The organism is Paractinoplanes rishiriensis (genome assembly GCF_016862375.1).
Lineage (GTDB): Bacteria > Actinomycetota > Actinomycetes > Mycobacteriales > Micromonosporaceae > Actinoplanes > Actinoplanes rishiriensis.
In genome coordinates this window covers 34218-50943 of record NZ_BOMV01000096.1, presented here as the reverse complement: position 1 = coordinate 50943, position 16726 = coordinate 34218, and the positions used below count along the sequence as shown (strand labels likewise).

Annotated in this window: 14 protein-coding genes; 9 read left to right on the top strand and 5 right to left on the bottom strand. The window is 71.0% G+C overall.

What is annotated here, in order from left to right:
- Nucleotides 1-233, top strand: a 233-nt coding sequence (locus Ari01nite_RS42275) for an ATP-binding protein (RefSeq protein ID WP_203789376.1), incomplete at its 5' end; no start/stop codon positions are given.
- Nucleotides 234-240: 7 nt separating this feature from the next.
- Here the strand turns inward: Ari01nite_RS42275 and Ari01nite_RS42270 are convergent.
- Complete coding sequence (locus Ari01nite_RS42270; RefSeq protein WP_203789375.1) at nucleotides 241-786, bottom strand: DM13 domain-containing protein; 546 nt, start codon at nucleotides 784-786, stop codon at nucleotides 241-243.
- Between the two features lie 55 nt (nucleotides 787-841).
- A complete protein-coding gene (locus Ari01nite_RS42265) occupies nucleotides 842-3397 on the bottom strand; it encodes a helix-turn-helix transcriptional regulator (protein WP_203789373.1) in 2556 nt (851 codons plus the stop codon).
- A 135-nt stretch (nucleotides 3398-3532) separates the two neighbouring features.
- Between Ari01nite_RS42265 and Ari01nite_RS42260 the strand changes: the two genes are divergently transcribed.
- Nucleotides 3533-4669: a PLL family lectin gene (locus Ari01nite_RS42260; RefSeq protein ID WP_203789371.1), complete on the top strand. Its 1137-nt coding sequence runs from the start codon at nucleotides 3533-3535 to the stop codon at nucleotides 4667-4669.
- Between the two features lie 77 nt (nucleotides 4670-4746).
- On the opposite strand, the gene Ari01nite_RS42255 is transcribed toward Ari01nite_RS42260, so the two are convergent.
- Nucleotides 4747-5052 carry a hypothetical protein gene (locus tag Ari01nite_RS42255; RefSeq protein WP_203789369.1) on the bottom strand — a complete coding sequence of 102 codons (306 nt, stop codon included), beginning with the start codon at nucleotides 5050-5052 and terminating at the stop codon, nucleotides 4747-4749.
- A 2-nt stretch (nucleotides 5053-5054) separates the two neighbouring features.
- Entirely contained in the window at nucleotides 5055-5501 is a 447-nt protein-coding gene (locus Ari01nite_RS42250) for an RNA polymerase sigma factor (protein WP_203789367.1), read from the bottom strand.
- A gap of 266 nt (nucleotides 5502-5767) precedes the next feature.
- Here Ari01nite_RS42250 and Ari01nite_RS42245 point away from each other — a divergent pair, with 266 nt between their 5' ends.
- From Ari01nite_RS42245 to Ari01nite_RS42220, 6 genes are all read left to right on the top strand, one after another.
- A complete protein-coding gene (locus Ari01nite_RS42245; protein WP_203789365.1) occupies nucleotides 5768-5980 on the top strand; it encodes a hypothetical protein in 213 nt (70 codons plus the stop codon).
- Nucleotides 5981-6485: 505 nt separating this feature from the next.
- Nucleotides 6486-6911, top strand: a complete 426-nt coding sequence (locus Ari01nite_RS42240; protein WP_203789363.1) for a hypothetical protein — start codon at nucleotides 6486-6488, stop codon at nucleotides 6909-6911.
- A 103-nt stretch (nucleotides 6912-7014) separates the two neighbouring features.
- On the top strand, nucleotides 7015-8067 hold the full coding sequence (locus Ari01nite_RS42235) for a hypothetical protein (RefSeq protein WP_203789361.1): 1053 nt from the start codon (nucleotides 7015-7017) through the stop codon (nucleotides 8065-8067).
- Between the two features lie 17 nt (nucleotides 8068-8084).
- A complete protein-coding gene (locus tag Ari01nite_RS42230; protein WP_203789359.1) occupies nucleotides 8085-8789 on the top strand; it encodes an ABC transporter ATP-binding protein in 705 nt (234 codons plus the stop codon).
- Entirely contained in the window at nucleotides 8786-10057 is a 1272-nt protein-coding gene (locus Ari01nite_RS42225) for a hypothetical protein (protein ID WP_203789357.1), read from the top strand. Before Ari01nite_RS42230 ends, Ari01nite_RS42225 begins: the two co-directional genes overlap by 4 nt.
- A 187-nt stretch (nucleotides 10058-10244) precedes the next feature.
- Nucleotides 10245-10817: a hypothetical protein gene (locus Ari01nite_RS42220; RefSeq protein WP_203789355.1), complete on the top strand. Its 573-nt coding sequence runs from the start codon at nucleotides 10245-10247 to the stop codon at nucleotides 10815-10817.
- On the opposite strand, the gene Ari01nite_RS42215 is transcribed toward Ari01nite_RS42220, so the two are convergent.
- Nucleotides 10814-12586, bottom strand: coding sequence for a family 43 glycosylhydrolase (locus tag Ari01nite_RS42215; RefSeq protein ID WP_239163485.1), 1773 nt, complete (start codon nucleotides 12584-12586; stop codon nucleotides 10814-10816). The genes Ari01nite_RS42220 and Ari01nite_RS42215 overlap by 4 nt on opposite strands.
- Before the next feature lie 208 nt (nucleotides 12587-12794).
- Here Ari01nite_RS42215 and Ari01nite_RS42210 point away from each other — a divergent pair, with 208 nt between their 5' ends.
- Nucleotides 12795-16697: a fibronectin type III domain-containing protein gene (locus Ari01nite_RS42210; protein ID WP_203789351.1), complete on the top strand. Its 3903-nt coding sequence runs from the start codon at nucleotides 12795-12797 to the stop codon at nucleotides 16695-16697.
- Nucleotides 16698-16726: the final 29 nt, after the last annotated feature.

The following is a 16726-nucleotide window of genomic DNA, read 5'->3' as shown; positions in this document are numbered from 1 at the left end:
CCGTCTCCGACACCTGCGGCGGCATCCGAGCCGACGACCTGACCCGCGTCTTCGACGTCGCCTTCCGCGGTGAGCGGGCCCGCACCCCCGGCGACCGTCCCGCCGGCACCGGAGGGGGCCTCGGCCTGGCCATCGTGCGCGGTCTGGTGGAGGCGCACGGCGGCCGGGTCGGCGTGCGCAACATCGTCGGTGGATGCCGCTTCGAGGTCCGCCTACCGGCCGCCCGTCCCTGAACCGGCGTCAGGCCACCGGGCCGAGCCCGGCCGCGCCGAACGACACCGCGAACCGCTTGCACCAGATGGCGACACTCGTCAACTCGTCGAGGTCGGTGCCGGCCGGGATCGCGTACGCCTGATCCCCTCGGTTGCCTTTGAGCCGGCCCAGCTCGAGCCACCGGCCGTCGTCGAAGACGCGCCACCCCTGCCGGCCGCCGAGCACCGGCTGGTCGGACAGCCAGACCCGCAGGTCGGGGCCGTTAGAGGTGGACAGGCCGACCAGTTCCAGCACGTGCGAGCCGTCCACCTTGCGGATCACCCGGGCCTGGCCCTCGGTGTCGTGTTCGTGGGTGATGAACTCGCCCTGCCGGACCACGGCCGGCCCGGGCGGCGGCACCTCGCGCACCGACGACGCGGACGGCGGCGCCGGCACGACGCTGAGTGCCTCGTCCACCGCCCGATCGGTGACGAGTTTCCACGGCTGGAACCAGTAGAGCCCGGCCGCGGCAACAGCTGCCACCACCACCGCAGCGACCCACATCCGGGAACGGCGAAGAAGACGTACACTCATCCCTGCAGTAGACCGCACCACCGCTCCGCAAAACCCTTACCGAACGGTGACGGCTCTACCTGGGCCGCGGGTCGGCGGCGAGCATTGCCAGCGCGGCCCGGCTCGACACCCCCAGTTTCCGGTAGGCGCGGCCCAGGTGGGTGTCCACCGTGCGGACGCTGAGAAACAGCCGGCGGGCGATCTGCGCGCTGGTCAACCCGGTGGCGGCGAGTTCGGCCACCTCTCGTTCCCGCTGGGTGAGCAGCACCGCCCAGGGCGGGACGGACGGCAGCCGAAGGCGCTGCTGAGCCGCCGTCACGAGCCTGGTCAACCGTCCGGAGCCGAGGACAACCGCATGGTCGGCGGCACGGTCCAGGTGTTCGGCGGCGAGGTCCGGCCGCTGGGCCGCCAGGAAGGCTTCGCCGGCGACCAGCTCGGTCCCGGCCAGATCCAGCCAGTGGTGGGCGCCGGCGAAGGCGGCCAGCGTGGATTGGGCCGCGAGCGCGAGCTCGGCATGGTGCGCCGAGCGGCCCTGGGTACGGATCAAAGCACGCCCGGCGACGCCCCGCCGGGTAGCGGACGACCCCACGGTCGGATGCTGTGCCGCAAGTCCCGCGTACCGGTCGGCGGACGCCGCGTCGCCGAGCGCGAGCGCCGCCATGGTCAACGACTCCCAGGTGCGCACCCGGCCCAGCGGCATCAGCCGGTGCAGCTGCGGGCCGCCGCCCACCTGCAGGAGTATCCGGCTGCCCTGTTTCGGATCGCCGGCCAGCGCCGTCAACTGGCCGGCCAGGTTCCGGCTGAGCACGGCCCAGGACCAGCGCGCGTCGGCGCACCGGGTCTCGACCGCCTCGGCGTCGGCGAGCACCGCGGCATCGTCCTCGCCGAGCCAGAAGCGGGCCATCCCGCGGGTGACGGCGGCCATGCAGAGGTACGGCACCAGCTCGTCGCGGCCGGCCTGAAAGACCGCCTCGTCCAGGGTCCGTACCGCCGCGGCCATCTGCCCGAACCTCAGCTGCGCGTCGCCGAGGGCCGCCAGCAGCGGCGCCAACAGGTGTGCCTGGCCGGTGCGCCGGCACAGCCGCACCCCGCGGGCCAGGTGCCGGTGGGCATCGACGACCTGTTCCGCCAGGATTTCCGTCAGACCCACCCGGTACAGGCAGCGCAGGTCGCGGACGAGCGCGGCGTCGGACATGGCGTCGACCAGCGTGGCGGCGTCGCCGACCACCAGACGGGCGGAGTCGAGGTCCCCGCTGCGGCCGCGTGCCCACGCGTGCTCGGCGAGCGCGGCCGCCTCCCGGAGCCGGTCACCGTGCCGGCGGGCGATGCCGGTCGCGGTCGTCGCATGGCGGGTCGCCGACGCGAAGTCCATGTCGTCGCTGAGCAGGCTCGCCAGGTCGGACAGCAGCGCGGCGGAGTCCGGGTCGTCCGCGACACCGGCGAGGCCGTCCCGCAGGATCGCACCGGCCTCGTCGTACTGCCCGAGCAGCGTCAACGCACGGCCCGCGTACACCGCGGCCGCGCCGGACGGAGCGTGCGCGAACGCCGACAGCAGGCTGTCGCGGGTGCCCGCGACGTCGCCGATCAGCAGACGGGAGCGGGCCACCAGGGTGTCCGCCGCGCCCCGCCGCGGATCGCCCGCCGTCATCAGGGCTCCGGCGGCGCCCGCCCAGCGCAGCGTGCTCACCGGGTCGGCGTCGAGACTGCCCGCGGCCGCCGTCAGCAGCACCTCGGCATGCTCCGGCCGTCTCAGACCGGCCGCCGCGATGTGCCGGGCCCGCTGCGGTGCCGGGGCGCCGCGGCGGGCCAGGACCTCATCGATGCGGCGGTGCCGCGTCCACCGCTCGGCCGTCGCCATGTACCGGTAGACGACGTCGGCGACCACCCGGTGCCGGAACGCGAGCCGTTCACCGTCGTCGAGCCGCAGCACGTCGGCCGTCAGCAGCGCGTCGACTGCCCGGACCGCTTCGTCCGGATCGTCCGCCGACACCTCGATCAACAGGTCCAGAGTGCACTGGCCACCGAGCGCGGCCGCCGCCTGGGCGGTGCGCAACTCCGCACCGCCGAGCGCCGCTATCTCCGCCACCAGCCCGCCGGCCGCCTCCGCTGCCGACCCGGCCAGCAGCTTCATGTAGAGCGGGTTGCCACCGCCCTCGGCGTGAATCCGCCCGATGTCGGGTAGATCCGCGAGCAGCTCCCGGGTCGCCGCAAGATCAAGAGCCGGAAGATGTACGGGTGACAGCGCCGCGGACGCCTCCGCCCGCCCGAGTACGGCGCCGATCGCGGCGTCGACCTGGCGCGGCCGGTACGCCAGGACGAGCAGCAGCGGCCGGCCGGCGGCGAGCAGAATGAGCTCGCCCAGCAGCGGCGCGGAGGACGGCGGCAGCCGATGCAGGTCGTCCAGGCAGATCGCCACGCCCGAGACCCGCCGCGCCTCGGCGAGAGCGTCGACGAGGGTGGCCGGGTACAAGGTTTCCGTACCGGCGCCCGCGAAGGCGGCGAGCAGGCGGGTCTTGCCGATGCCCGGCTCACCCCGGAACGCCACCACACCGCCGTGCCCGGCGCGCAGCCGCTCCAGGCCACGCTCGTACCGGCTCAGCTCGCCGGCCCGGCCCACCACCACGTTCCGCATTGGCGCCTCCGCCAGCAGTTCGGTGCCGGCGCCGCGGTGGATTGAGTAGTCGAGGCCGTAGTTCTGCGGATGCCCGACGTGTTCACCGCTGCATAGGTTCGCCTGACTTCGAACCTTCCGAACTGGAGGCACGCGATGCAGAGACGCACCTTGATGGGTTCGCTGGCGGGGGTGCTCGTGGCCGCCGGCGTGATGGCACCGGCGGCTCCCGCCGCGGCCGCCGCCCCGCCCCTGCCGACCGAGGTCACGCAGTTCAGCACCCCGCTGATTCATCCGTCCGGCCTGTTCCTGATCACCCGGGGCGCGGACAACAGCGTGCTGTTCAGCCGCGGCACCCCGTCCACCAACAGTTACGGCTCGTTCTTCTCCATCGGCGGCCAGATCACCGGCGACCCGACCGCCGTCATCTCGCCGGAGGGAGCACAGGTCTTCGCGCGCTCCGGCAACACCGCGGTCACCAACCTGGTGGTCAACTACAACACCTCCACCGGCTTCACCCCGATCCCCGGACTGGCGATCAACAGTGAGGTCACCGCGGTACGGCTGCCGGACGCGGGCCAGGCACCGGCGATCCGCATCTTCGCCCGCGACGTCGAGGAGGGCTCCGTCTGGACCAACCTGCTCGTCAACGGCAGCCCGCAGGGCTGGGTGAACCTGGGCGGCAACTACACCGACAGCGAGACCGCGGCGGCCATCCTGCCCCAGTCCGGCCTCACCACGAACGTCCGCCTGGTGGTGCGCCGCTTCCAGCAGGTGTACACGATGGTGCTGGACGGCCGGACCGGTGCCGTGGTGACGCCGTGGACGTTGTTGCCCGGCATGTGGGCCACCAACAACCCGACGCTGTCCAACGAGGGGTTCACCTTCGTACCGCGGGGCAACGAGGTCTTCGTCCGCGGTCTGAACGGCGACGTGTGGACCTGGAACTTCGACAGTCCCGGCTGGGTCAACCTGGGTGGCCGGGGCATCGGTGACGTCGCCGTGTCCATCGCCTCCGACGGTGGACTGCACCTGCACGGCCGCGGCGTGAACAACCAGGCGCAACTCAACCGGCGCCCGCCGGGGTCGGCCCGCTTCGGCGGCTTCATCAACCTGGGCGGCGTCCTCACCGGCAACATCTCGGCCAGCGGCGGCGGCACGGTCAACGGCCGGACGGTGGTCGACCAGTTCATCACCCGCACCCGGGAGAACGGCATCAGCAGCCGGATCATGCTCAACCTGGTCGGCGGCTTCACCTCGTTCTTCAACATCCCCGGACCGCCGGTCGCCTGACCCGCAACCCGGCTCCCCCAGCCCGGTGTCCCGGGGACGCGGCCTCAGCCGCACCCCGGGATGCCGGGCCGGTCCGCTCAGGGTCGCCGCCTCGAAGGACCGCCGGTCAGCAGCAGAGTGACGACGGTGAGGGTGCCACCGCCGACGCTGACCATGCCGCCGGCCGAGATCCCCGCCCCCACGAAGTGCGCGGACAGCGCCAGCGAGGCACCGAAGATCAGCACGGCGGCGGCGAGCCGGGCCCAGGCCATCCGCCTGGCGTGCCGCGCGTCCTGGGCGATCTCCGCCAGCAGGACCGCCGTCGACGCCGGGTCGATCTCCGCGAGCTGCTTGACGGTCCCGGCCGGTAGCAGGCCGGGCCACGCCGACGTCTGCCGCTGCATGGTCAGTCCTCCGGCGAGGCGGTCCGCGCGGAGGCGAGCGTTGGCAAGCAGCTGTCGTAGCTTGCGCCCGAACACCGACCAGGGCGTGGGAGGCCGCATCCGGCCCGCCTTGACCTGCTCGAGGCGGCTCGTCGGACCGCGATCCGGGCCTGCCGCAGCGTGCTCCGCACCGTCTGGGGATCCTTCTCCAGCAGCTCGGCGATCTCGGCAGGACTCCAGCCGTCATAGGTGAACGCCATGACCGCCCGCTGTTCCCGGGGCAGGCGGCCGACCAACGCGAGCACCAGGTCTTCGCTGTCGTCATCCGGCAGCTGACAGTCCCGCGCGGAACTGAGCTGCCCGATCACCTCCCACAGCCGTCGCAGCCGTCGCCGTTCCCGGATCCGGGCCTTGACGAAGTGGTTGCGGGCAACCCGCCGGATCCCCGCCTCCGTCGTCACCTCAGCCACGGCGCACCACACTCACCGCCCCGGTAGTCGATCGGCGGCGCCGGTCACCGCCCTACTGTGAAGGTCCCAGCCCGGTCCGGTGCGTGCATCAGCCCGAGCAAGATTTTCTCCTGCTGCCGGACCGCACCGGCTTCCGCTGTGGAGCGGTCGTGGAAACTCCCTAAGGTGACGTCCCGATGTGCCGCTATGCCGCGTAGGGGCAGAATGCACCTGTCCGCCGGGAGGAGTGCGAACCCGGACATTGCCACAGCCTGTTGGAGGACACCATGGACTTGGGAAGCGACGCCCCGGGCGAGGTCCGCAAGTATCTGACCCTGGTGGAGGAGTACGGCGCGCAAGCGCGCAAGAATGCCACCGGACACGTCGCCGGATCCGGTGATTCGGGAATTGTCTACGCCCAGCTGGCCACGGCGAACGCCCTCTCTGCCGTGGCGGCCGCCATCGTTCTCCTTGCGGCGTCCGGCGCTTCGGACGCCTGACCTCGTCCTACGTCGGCGCGGCGCACTGCGCGATCATCGACCCTGAGGTGTGACCGGGATCACATCTGGGACGGATCCGGCTGCCGCCACCAGGGACAATCCTTGGTCAATTCCGCTCGGGTTGACTTCGGCGCCGGTAGCGGGGTAGCGAGCATCAATGCGCGCCAATAGAGTCCCGTCAGTCAGTGCTGCTTAGGTATGACGGGGAAAGACTGACGCCGGCAGAAGATTGGATGACGCAAACCCATTCCTGCGTCACGGCCGCAAGCGGTATCTGCGCGGGTGGTGACTGGCGAGCGAGGGAAGCATCAACATCCGAATCGGATCGCACGATCGACCGAGCTTCTTCGGAGTTTCCCGCCGCAGGGTCGACCGAGACGTTTCGCTGCGGCAATGCCCACCGCCGGAACTGCGCCCACTGGGGGGGGCGGGCGTCCGGATCTTGTTATCCGTGGATTCGACGCTAACCAATTATCCATGATCCACATCACGGAGGTTAGCAAAGATGTCGGCAAATCACTATGTCCGGCGACCGCTGATCGTGGCCGCCGCCGCGCTGGCGTTCACCGCGGTCACGTTGACCGCGGCGAGTGCCGCGTCGAACTACGAACAGTGCACGGCGGGCGGCGACACGCTCGACACGACCGTGTACTACGACAGCAACGGCAGCTACTGGTTCGTCGAGTCGAACAGCTTCACGCTGAATGAGAACTCGCAGGACAAGAACAACGTGTACATGCGCCTGCGCAACAACGGTGGCGCGAACACGTACTTCGCCTGGACCAGCGGGGACAACATCGTCGGCGAGAACACGTATCAGATTCCGGTCAACGAGAACGTGCCGAAATCGGGCGGCCCCTACATGAAGACGAACGCCATCTTCGATCAGAGCGGGGGCGACCCCAACTGCAGCACCTACGCGAACCTGTGACTCTCGCGAATAGGTAGTTGTGGGTAGGGCACGAACCGCGCGTGGCTGTCGTTGACATCGCAGTCGCGGCAGCCACGCGTCCTCCGGGAGGATCGAGACGAACGTGCGAACAAAGTATGTGGTGCTCGCCGTCGCCATTGCCACGGCAGTTATCGGCGGCACAATCGGTTTGCAGAACTATCACTCGTCCGCGGATCCCGAGAAGCCGCCACCGGCGCCACCCGCCGCGCCCTTCCTCGTCGCCGCGGACGCCCACGGTTCGGTGGTTTTCGATCTGAGCCGGGAGGTGATCCTGGGGTACGACCGTGCGGGGAAATTGGCCTGGCAGGACGAGGCCATGGCCAAGAACGCCTATATCACCTGCGTCGCCGCCTGCCCGGACGTCGTCGCCTCCGGGTCCTTGTCGGATCAGGGTCCCGAAGCCAGGCAGGCGACGATCGTGCGCGCGGACGGCAGGTTCGCGACACGTCCGGCGGCTGACGCTGACGTCGTCCTGCTGCAGCGGGACGACCGCAACAGGGTCGTGTTGGAGCGCCGCCTCGAGGGCACGTTTCTCGCCAGCTATCAGAAGGGCAAACTGACCCAGCGCCTGGCGATGGCCAATCCGAGGATGCCGCGGATCGCTCCCGGCTCTGCCGGCAGCATGGTCATCGCGAGCCGGGCCGGTTCGTCCGCGACCGTCTATTTCGTCGCACGCAGTGGCACCGGATGGACGATCAAGGAGCTGGCGGATCGCGGTGCTTCCGGCGGTTGCACGGGTCCGGCATCCAGCGCTGTCGTCTACCCGGACCGGGCGGTCGTCGTCGACCAGTCGTCGGGCCGCAAGCAGACCGTGCAACAGGACCATATCGGCACGTGCCATGTCGCCGGCGACGGGTTGCTGGCCGAGACGACGAGTGTCGGGCCTTCCGGCCACCGCTCGCTCGTACGGTATTGGGATGTGCGGTCCGGCACCGGCTGGACGATGGAGGGGACGGAAACGGTGAATGCCTCATTGGATCCGTCCGGGACGCGGGCGGTGGTGGTGCAGGGCACGGTGGCGACGATACGAGCCGGCGCGGACCAGCAAGTGATCCAGGACGTCGTCGATGCCAGATATGCCGAGGACGGATCGCTCGTCCTGCTGCACGCCGATGCGACCGTCACACGCCGATGAGTCCGCCTGAGCCGGAGGTGCGCCTGTCGCTGGCGGGCGCCTGCCATGACTTCCGCGCCGGGCGCCGGATCGGTCCGATCTCGTTCACCGCCCGGACCGGTGAGATCGTGGGTCTGGTCGGCGCGAACGGAAGCGGAAAGACGACGACCATCCGCATGGTGACCGGCCTCGCGTCGATCGATGCCGGCACGGTGGAGGTGGGCGGGATTCCCGTCCGCTATGGACAGTTGCCCGCCGCCACGACCGCCATGATCGAGGAGCCCGGCTTCTACACCTGGGCGACGGGCCGGGACAACCTGCGTCTTGCGGCGGGCGGCCATCGTGACCGGGTCGGCCGCATCGACGAGGTGCTGAGCGAAGTCGGCCTCTCCGACGCCGCCGACAAGCTGGTCAGAAGATACTCCCAGGGCATGCGCCAGCGCCTCGGCCTCGCCCGGGTGCTGCTGAGCGACGCTCGGCTGATCCTCCTGGACGAGCCCACCAACGGGCTGGACCCGCGCGGCATCCGATGGCTCCGGGGGCTGCTGCGATCCATGGCCGGCCAGGGGGTGACCATCGTCGTCTCGAGCCACCTGCTCCATGAACTCGAACAGATCGCCGACACGCTCGTCGTCGTCGCCGCGGGACGGGTGCTCCTTTCCGGCGATGCGGCGTCGGTGTGCTCCGGGCACGAAAACCTGGAGAGTCTCTACCTGAGCCTCGTCGACACGGGCCCGCGATGACCGCGGGCTTGGGGATCCGCGCCCATCTGACGTTGCTGGCGCGCAGCCGGCTGCTGTTGTCGGTCAACGCCGGCGCGGTCCTCTGGGTTCTCGGGCAGGTCGCCGTCCGCGCCCGGGACGCCTCAGCACCGGTCACCGCGAGTGCTGTCGCGGCCGACCTGACGGACGGCGTTCAGGTCGCCATGGCCGTCACCGGGACGATCTCCGCCGCCTATCTCCTGGGCGCGCATTCGCATCCGCGAGCCGGCCAGGCACTGCATCTGGCCGGCAACCGGCGCGGCATGACCGCCGTGCACGCCTCGGCCGCGTGTTTCCTGCTGTCGGCGACCGTGCTGGGTGCCACCGCGGCGCTGGCTCTGATCGCTACGCCGCTGTTCGGGGCGCTCGCCACGCCCACTGCGACGATCGCGGAAGGACCCGCCGACCTGGGGACGGCGCTCGCCGGGTTGGTCATGACCCTTCTGGTCGGCACTGCGGCGTGGACGCTGCTCGGCGGCGCGCTGGGAGCGGCCGCCGGCGGCCGGTCGGCCGGCACCGGCGCGGCGCTGCTGCTGTTCGCGGCCGGCGCGATCGTGGAGCGGACCGCCGTCACTTATCCCGCTGTCCGTGGGCTGTGGCCGTTCACCCCCGGCGGCGCGGTCAACGTGCTCCTGACCGGTCGGAGTATCCCGGGCATGCCGCAAAGTGCCACGGATCCGGCCTTGGGCGTCGCCGGCATCGGGCTGTGGGTCGCGGTGTTGTGGGGGGTTGCCTACCGGCGCTCCCGGGAGCTCGGCAGGGGCCGGCCTCGCCCGGAACCGGTTCGCGGGGCGCGCCTGCGGCGGCGGGTCGCGCCGGCCGCAGGGGCAGCGGGCCTGGCGGTTCTGCTGGTCACCGGCGGCTGGCTGCTGCCGCCGGTGATCGCGCGGGGAGTGCCATGGCCATACACGTACGACTGGCGCCGCGACGAGGCGATGCGGGTGGCGCCGGACGACGTGACCAGGGAGATGCTCAACGAGCTGGGGACGACCGGCAGGCTGCCGGAAAGATACTTCGCCGGCGACGGCTACACCCACGCCAGACCATACGTCGCGCAACTCAAGGCCGCGGTCACGGGCGGGGAGGTCTTCAACGTCACCGGCGCCGACCGCCCCGGGGAGGTGGCGATCATGGTGAGCCGGGGTGGCGGCGACGAACTGATGGCATGCCTCCAGAACTTCCGCGGCATGTGGCGGATCGTCGGCATGCGGGACAACCTGCCGTGCGAGGACTTTCTCGATGAATGGTAATTCCTGGTTGACGCGCCGATTGGCGATCGCCGTGCGGAGCAGCCGGAGCACGTTCCTGCTCGGCGCGCTCACCGGTTTCTGTTCCGCGCTCGTTCCGTCGGGCTTCGCCGTCTACCCCGGGGGTGCCGGCGCGTTCGGCGGCGTTGCCGCGGCGTGCATCGGCTGTGCGGCACTCGCGCTCCCGGTGATGTATTTCCTGGTCCCGAACACGGTCGGGCGGGAGGACGACGAGGGCATCTCCGTCGGCTATTTCCTCAGTGCGGTGAAACCTTCCTGGTATCGCGGCGGGTCATGCGGCGCCGCCCTCGCGCAGTGGGTCCTCTTCGCTGCGAGTGCCGCGGTGGCTGGAGCGGTGACCGGCCTCGGTGACGGGCTCCGGGCCGGGCACCCGCTGGGTTCCTTCCGAGGAATGTGTCTGGCGATCGCCGTCCTGATCCTCGTGTCGGCCTATACCACGATCATCGCGAGCGGTGTATCGGTGAACGCGCACGGCAAGCTGCGAGGCCTGGTGGCCAACTATGGATCTCTTGCCCTGTTCGTCGGGCTCCTCGCGTTCGGCGTGGACAACCCGGTGGCGCAAACCGCCAGGGTGCTCCCCGCCGCTCCGCTGTGGGGGCTGTTGCCACCCGAGGTCACCGGCCGATTCACGCTGTCCGTGTCGTGGGTCGAATCGGTCGCTGTCGCGGGCATCTGGGTTGCCGCCGGCATCGCGGGGTTTCTACGGTGCATAGCCCGCGGCGGGCTGCCGTTCCGGGACTAGGTGACCGTGACGGTGGCGGTCACCCAGCCTGCCGCGTAGCCCAGGATGCTCCCTCGTACGGTGAACGTGCCGGGCTGGGCGACATCGGCCGGGTCGACCGCGTCCCAGTAGACCGGGAGTCGCAGCGTCTCGGCGCCGTACTGCACCGGCAGCGTGCCCGGCAGCTGGGTCGAACCGACCGGAAGCGTCAGCTCCGGGGTGGCGACTGCCGACGGTTGCGCGGCGAGCACCTTCCATTCCTCCACCGCGACGGCCGAGTAGGTGCTGCCGTTGGTGGAGGCGTTGAAGACGGCGCGAAGCTGCGTGGTGGTGACCGGGTCGAACGTCGTCGCCTGCGGTCCGGCGGTCCCGGTCGGGTAGCCGCTGGGCCGGGACACGTCGGTCCACTGTGCGGTGGCCTGGTTCCAGTACTGGATGCGCCAGGAGGCCGGTGCGGCCACGCCGATTCCGCTGCCCTGCGGCTGGTCGTTCCAGAAGTCGATCTGCGACCCGGTGACGCGCACCGGCTGATCCCAGGTGTACTGCACCCACTGCTGCGCCGGGTTGTTGCCGGTCCAGGTGCCCCACATGTCGGGCGGCAGCGGGTTGGCCCGGACGATTTCGTCGTTGAGCGCCCTGGTCCAGTACTGGGTGGGCACCGGGTTGTTGGAGACGGTGATCCGTGCCGCCTGGGCGATGTTCGCGCGCGGCGTGCGGTCGAGTTGCCGGACCGGGGTCTGTGCGACCTGTTTCATCCGGGGCGGCGTCAGGGTCTCGTCCCACTCGACCCGGTCGATCGCCACCGAGCGCCGGAAGTGCCCGCCACCGGCGGCGTCCGCGGTGTGGTAGGCGATGTACCACTGACCGGCGAACTCCACGATGCCGGGATGACTGGTGGTGGACGACACCGGCGTGAGGACGGTGCCGCGGTACGTCCAGGGCCCGGTCGGTGCGGACGCGGTGGCGTACGCGATGCACGCGTGATAGTGGGCCGGGGTGCACGGCGACGTGGGGCCGGCGTTGTTGCCGGCGTAGGCGAGGTAGTAGGTCGTGCCGCGCTTGAAGATCCACGGTGCTTCGAAGAAGCCGGTGAGGCCGGTGACCGTCTGCTGGGTGCCGACCGGGGTCTTCATGTCCGCGGCGAACTCCAGCATCCGGAGCTGGCCGAAGGTGCCCCAGTAGACGACGACGCGGTTGCCCTCGACGAGGATGGTCGGGTCGATGTTCTCGATCGTGTTCGCGGTAGGCACCCGCTGCGAGATCAGCGGCCCGCCGAGGTGATCGGTCCACGGCCCGGTCGGGCTGGCGGAGACCGCGACGCCGATCGCGAACTTGTTGGCGGCGGTGCTGGCCGCCTCATGGATCGGCACATACCAGTAGTAGCGACCGTCCGGACCACGAACAACCTGTCCGGCGTACGCACGACCGCGCGTGGCCCAGGCGAACACCCCTTCGGGCCGCATCAGCGACGGGTAGTGCGTCCATTCGCCGGACGCCACGGCGCCGGTCCGGAAGGCACCCCACTCGTTCATGATGAAGTCGTTGACGGCCGGACCGGCTTCGTCATGCCCGGTGTAGACGTAGAGCTGGTCGCTGCCGGTGTCGTTGCCGGGGGCGCCCGCCGGGACCACGAGCGGTGCCGGGTCGGCGGAGTAGTAGCTGCCGTCGGCCAGGATCGGGTTGCCGGCGCTGGTGAACGTGTAGGAGTCAGCCGCGCCGGCCGATGCCGCCGGGACCAGCAGGAGGCCGGCCGCGAGCACCCCGGCAGCCGTTCGGATAAGTGTTCTCACAGCGTCCGCTCTCCAGCACCGAAAACGTTTTCGAGAACCTAGTACGCACCCGCCCACATAGTCAAGAACTTCGATGAATGCCCAGCGGCGCGAAGCCGCCGATCCTCGCATAATTAAGACAATTACTCACTATTGTTACTTACAGGTATTTGTCGAGACTGCGGGAGCGTCGGTGCGGAACGGTGTTGTGCGGCGTGGTGCCGCGGTCGTGGCACTTTTCGTGGCGGCGGTGGCGGGGCTGCCCGGTGTCGCGGCGTCCGCGGCGGCTCGCCCGCTGGTGAGCCTGCCGCCGTCGGTCCCGCCGGCGACGGTGTACATGTCGGACAACACCCACGATGAAATCGCGCTGATGAGCGCGTACGACGAGGTCTACGGCGCGCTGGTGCCGACGACCAACCTCGGCCCGACCGACACCGTCGTCTCACCGACGGAAAACGTCGCCTACGTGCTGACCCAGGGCGCGATCGACATCCTCGACATGTCCAGCGAAAGTATCGTGGCCACCGTCCCGATCGCCGGCAGCCTCCTGTGGAACGGTGTCGTCAGCCCGGACGGCCAATGGTTGTACGTCGCGGACAGTCAGGGCGGGGCGAACGCCGGCCGGGTTCACGTGATGAGCACGACGGCACCGTACCCGGTCACCCAGGTCATGACGGGTGGGACGGCTGCGCTGTCGGTGGCGCTCAACGAGACCGGCACCCGTCTCTACGCCGGCCACACCACCGGCAACCAGATCGTCACCATCGACACGTCGAACAACCAGGTGGTCGGGTCGCCGATCACGGTCACCGGGCAGGCCTGGGACGTCGCCCGTAGCCGGGACGGCAGCCGGCTTCTGGTCTCGACCAAGGCGTCCCACATCACCGCTGTCCCCATCGCGGCGGACGGCACGCTCGGCGCCCCCACGACCATCGGCAACGGCGGATGCGCCGTCAACTCGACCGTCCAGTCGTTGGACGGAGCGGACATCTACGGGATGTGCCTGGACGGGACCGTCGAACGGGTCGACGCCGCCACCGGCACTGTCGAAGCCAGCGTGCCGGTCGGCTGGAACGGCCCGATCGCGTTCGGAGCGATCACCCCCGACGGGAGCCGGCTCTATGTGTCGTCCCACGGGGACAACGCGGGCTTCTCCCTCGACCTGACCACGAGAACCGCGAACTCCGTCGGCACGCCCGGTAATTCGACGATCAACGGCGGCGGTACCCCCTGGCGGATCTCGATCGTGGGCGTGCCGGCCGCGCCGGCCGCCGGCGGACCGGCCACCGTGGCGTCCGGGCAGGCCACCGTCTCGTTCACGGCCCCGGCCATCACCGGCAATCTGCCGATTCTGCAATACCGGGTGGTCGACTCCGTCAACGGCGTGGATTTCCCCTGCCCGGCCACGACCTCGCCGTGCACGGTCACCGGCCTGACGAACGGGACGACCTACAACCTTGAAGTACAGGCGGTCAACAGCTTCGGGCGTTCGGCGGGCTCGTCCCCCATCACGGCGACCCCGCGGACGACGCCGTCCGCGCCGACGATCGGGGTGGCCACCGCGGGCGACACCCAGGCGAGCGTCCACTTCGCCGCGCCGGGGAGCGACGGCGGCTCGCCGATCGACCAGTACCGGGCGGTCGACGCCGCCCACCTCGTCGACTTCCCGTGTCCCCTGCTCACCTCGCCCTGCGTGGTGACCGGGCTGAGTAACGGCACGTCCTACGACCTCACGATCGTCGCGCACAACGCGATCGGTGATTCGCTGCCGTCGAGTTCGGTGGGGGTGACCCCGGCCAAGGCGCCGGACGCTCCGACGATCGGCCCCGCCACGGCGGCCGGCTCCCAGGTGAGCGTCGCGTTCACGGCGAACGCCAGCAACGGCGCGCCGATCACCGGCTACACCGCGACGGACGCCGGCAACAGCGTCAGCTTCGCCTGTCCCCTGCTCACCTCGCCCTGCGTGGTGACCGGGCTGGCCAACGGCACCACGTACACCTTCACGATCCACGCCACCAACAGCGCGGGCACCTCGCTCGAGTCGGCGCCGGCCAACCCCGCCACTCCGGCGGCCGGGCCGGGGCGGCCGACGATCACCGGCGCGCACCGGGGCAACGCGAAGATCACCATCGACTACACCGACGGGCTCACCGGCGGGTCCGCGATCACCGGGCACACGGCCACCGACACGACCCACGGCTCGTTCCCGTGCGTCGGCACCGGCGGGCACTGCGAGGTGCTGAACCTGACCAACGGTACGGCGTACACGTTCACCCTGCGCGCGACGAACTCGGCCGGCAGCTCGCCGGAGTCGAACGCCGCGAGCACGATCACCCCGGCCACCGTGCCGGGCGCACCCGCCATCACGGCGGCGGTCGCCGGGAACGCGCAGGTGACCCTGACGTTCGTGGACGGCAGCACCGGCGGCGACCCGATCACGTCCCACGCCGTCACCTGGACCACGGCCGGCGGCAGCGGCTCGACCTCGTGCGCGACCAACCCGTGTCTGATCACCGGGCTGACCAACGGAACGGCGTACACCTTCACGGCGAAGTCGACCAACGGCGTCGGCGACTCCGCCGGGTCGGCGCCCACCCGGCCGGTGACGCCGGTGACGCAGCCGACCGCACCGGTCATCACCAGCCTGGCGGCGGCCGGCGCCGGGGCGGTCATCACGGTGACGGCGCCGTCGGACAACGGCGGCTCGGCGATCACCGGCTATCAGGTGCGTGTCGACGGCGGTGCCTGGATCGCGCTGACGACGGCCGGGACCGGCCCGTACACGGCCAGGGTCAACGGGCTGCCCAGGGGCGCCGCGCACCGGATCGCGGTGCGGGCGGTGAACGCCACCGGCGCCGGCGCCGCGTCGCCGGACTCGGTCCTGCTGATTCCGGACGTGCCCTCCCCGCCGATCGCGGTCACGGCGGTGGCCGGCAACGCGCGGGCGACGGTCTCGTTCGCCGCACCCGGCAACGACGGCGGCGCCGGGATCACCGGCTACCTCGCCGTCGCGGCACCCGGCGGGGCCAGCGCGACCTGCGACGACAGCCCCTGCACGGTCACCGGGCTGCACAACGGCAGGCGCTACACGTTCACGGTTCGCGCGCTCAACGCGGTCGGACTTTCCGCCGACTCGGCGCCGAGCGGCGCGGTGACCCCCGCCGGACCACCCGGAGCCCCCGGCAACCTGACCGGAACACCCACGGCCACGAGCATCGAGCTGCTGTACAGCGCCGGCGACGACGGTGGGTCACCCATTATCCGGTACGAGGTGAGCGTGGACGGCGGCACGACCTGGTCGACGCTCGGCGGCCAGACCGTCGACCGGCTGACGCCCGGTACGGCGTACACCGTCGCGCTCCGGGCCGTGAACGAGGTCGGGACCGGCCCGGCCTCCGGGAGCATCGTCGTCACCACCCTCCCGCCGCCGATGCCCGCGCCGGTGGCCACGGCCGGGGTGTCGTCGGTGACGGTGAGCTGGGCGAAGGCGACGACCGGCACGGTCACCGGCTACGCCGTTTACGCGTGGCCCGGCCCGGCGACCTGCACGACCGCCTCGCGGGACGAGACCAGCTGCGTGATAGGCGGGGCCGCCGGGACGGCCTACACGTTCACGGTCGTCGCGCACACGCCGTCCGGCGACTCGGCCACGTCGGACGCGTCCAACGTCGCCACGCCGCTCTCCCCGCCGGTGCCGCCCGCCGCGCCGCCGGCTTCGCCGACGCTGCGCACCCCGGACGGGCAGCCCGCGCGGGTCACGCCGGGCCAGGCGCTGGACCTGATCGGCACCGGGTTCGCGGCCCACTCGACGGCGAAGTTCACCCTCTACAGCGAGCCCGTCGTGCTCGGCACCGTGGTCACCGACGGGTACGGCCGGTTCGCCGTCCGCGGCATCACCCTGCCGCCCGGCCTGGAGCCCGGCCCGCACACCCTGATCGCCGCGGGCGTCGACCCGGCCGGCCGGACGTACCGGATCAGCATGAACTTCACCGTGCGGGCCGCGGCCCCGGCGCCGGGCGGCCGGCCCGAGCCCGACCTGCCGGTAACCGGCGGGCCGGCGTCGCCGATCGCGGTGCTCGGCTTCGTCCTGATCGTGGCCGGCGTCTGGCTGGTTCGGCGCCCAGCCAGCTGAGGTTTCGCCCGCCTCAGTTCTCGGGTGGG

Bases quoted from the DNA above. Each gene is read 5' to 3' on its own strand.
- Ari01nite_RS42270 (WP_203789375.1), bottom strand. From the start codon at position 786: ATGAGTGTACGTCTTCTTCGCCGTTCCCGGATGTGGGTCGCTGCGGTG.
- Ari01nite_RS42265 (WP_203789373.1), bottom strand. From the start codon at position 3,397: ATGCGGAACGTGGTGGTGGGCCGGGCCGGCGAGCTGAGCCGGTACGAG.
- Ari01nite_RS42260 (WP_203789371.1), top strand. From the start codon at position 3,533: ATGCAGAGACGCACCTTGATGGGTTCGCTGGCGGGGGTGCTCGTGGCC.
- Ari01nite_RS42255 (WP_203789369.1), bottom strand. From the start codon at position 5,052: ATGCAGCGGCAGACGTCGGCGTGGCCCGGCCTGCTACCGGCCGGGACC.
- Ari01nite_RS42245 (WP_203789365.1), top strand. From the start codon at position 5,768: ATGGACTTGGGAAGCGACGCCCCGGGCGAGGTCCGCAAGTATCTGACC.
- Ari01nite_RS42240 (WP_203789363.1), top strand. From the start codon at position 6,486: ATGTCGGCAAATCACTATGTCCGGCGACCGCTGATCGTGGCCGCCGCC.
- Ari01nite_RS42225 (WP_203789357.1), top strand. From the start codon at position 8,786: ATGACCGCGGGCTTGGGGATCCGCGCCCATCTGACGTTGCTGGCGCGC.
- Ari01nite_RS42220 (WP_203789355.1), top strand. From the start codon at position 10,245: ATGTATTTCCTGGTCCCGAACACGGTCGGGCGGGAGGACGACGAGGGC.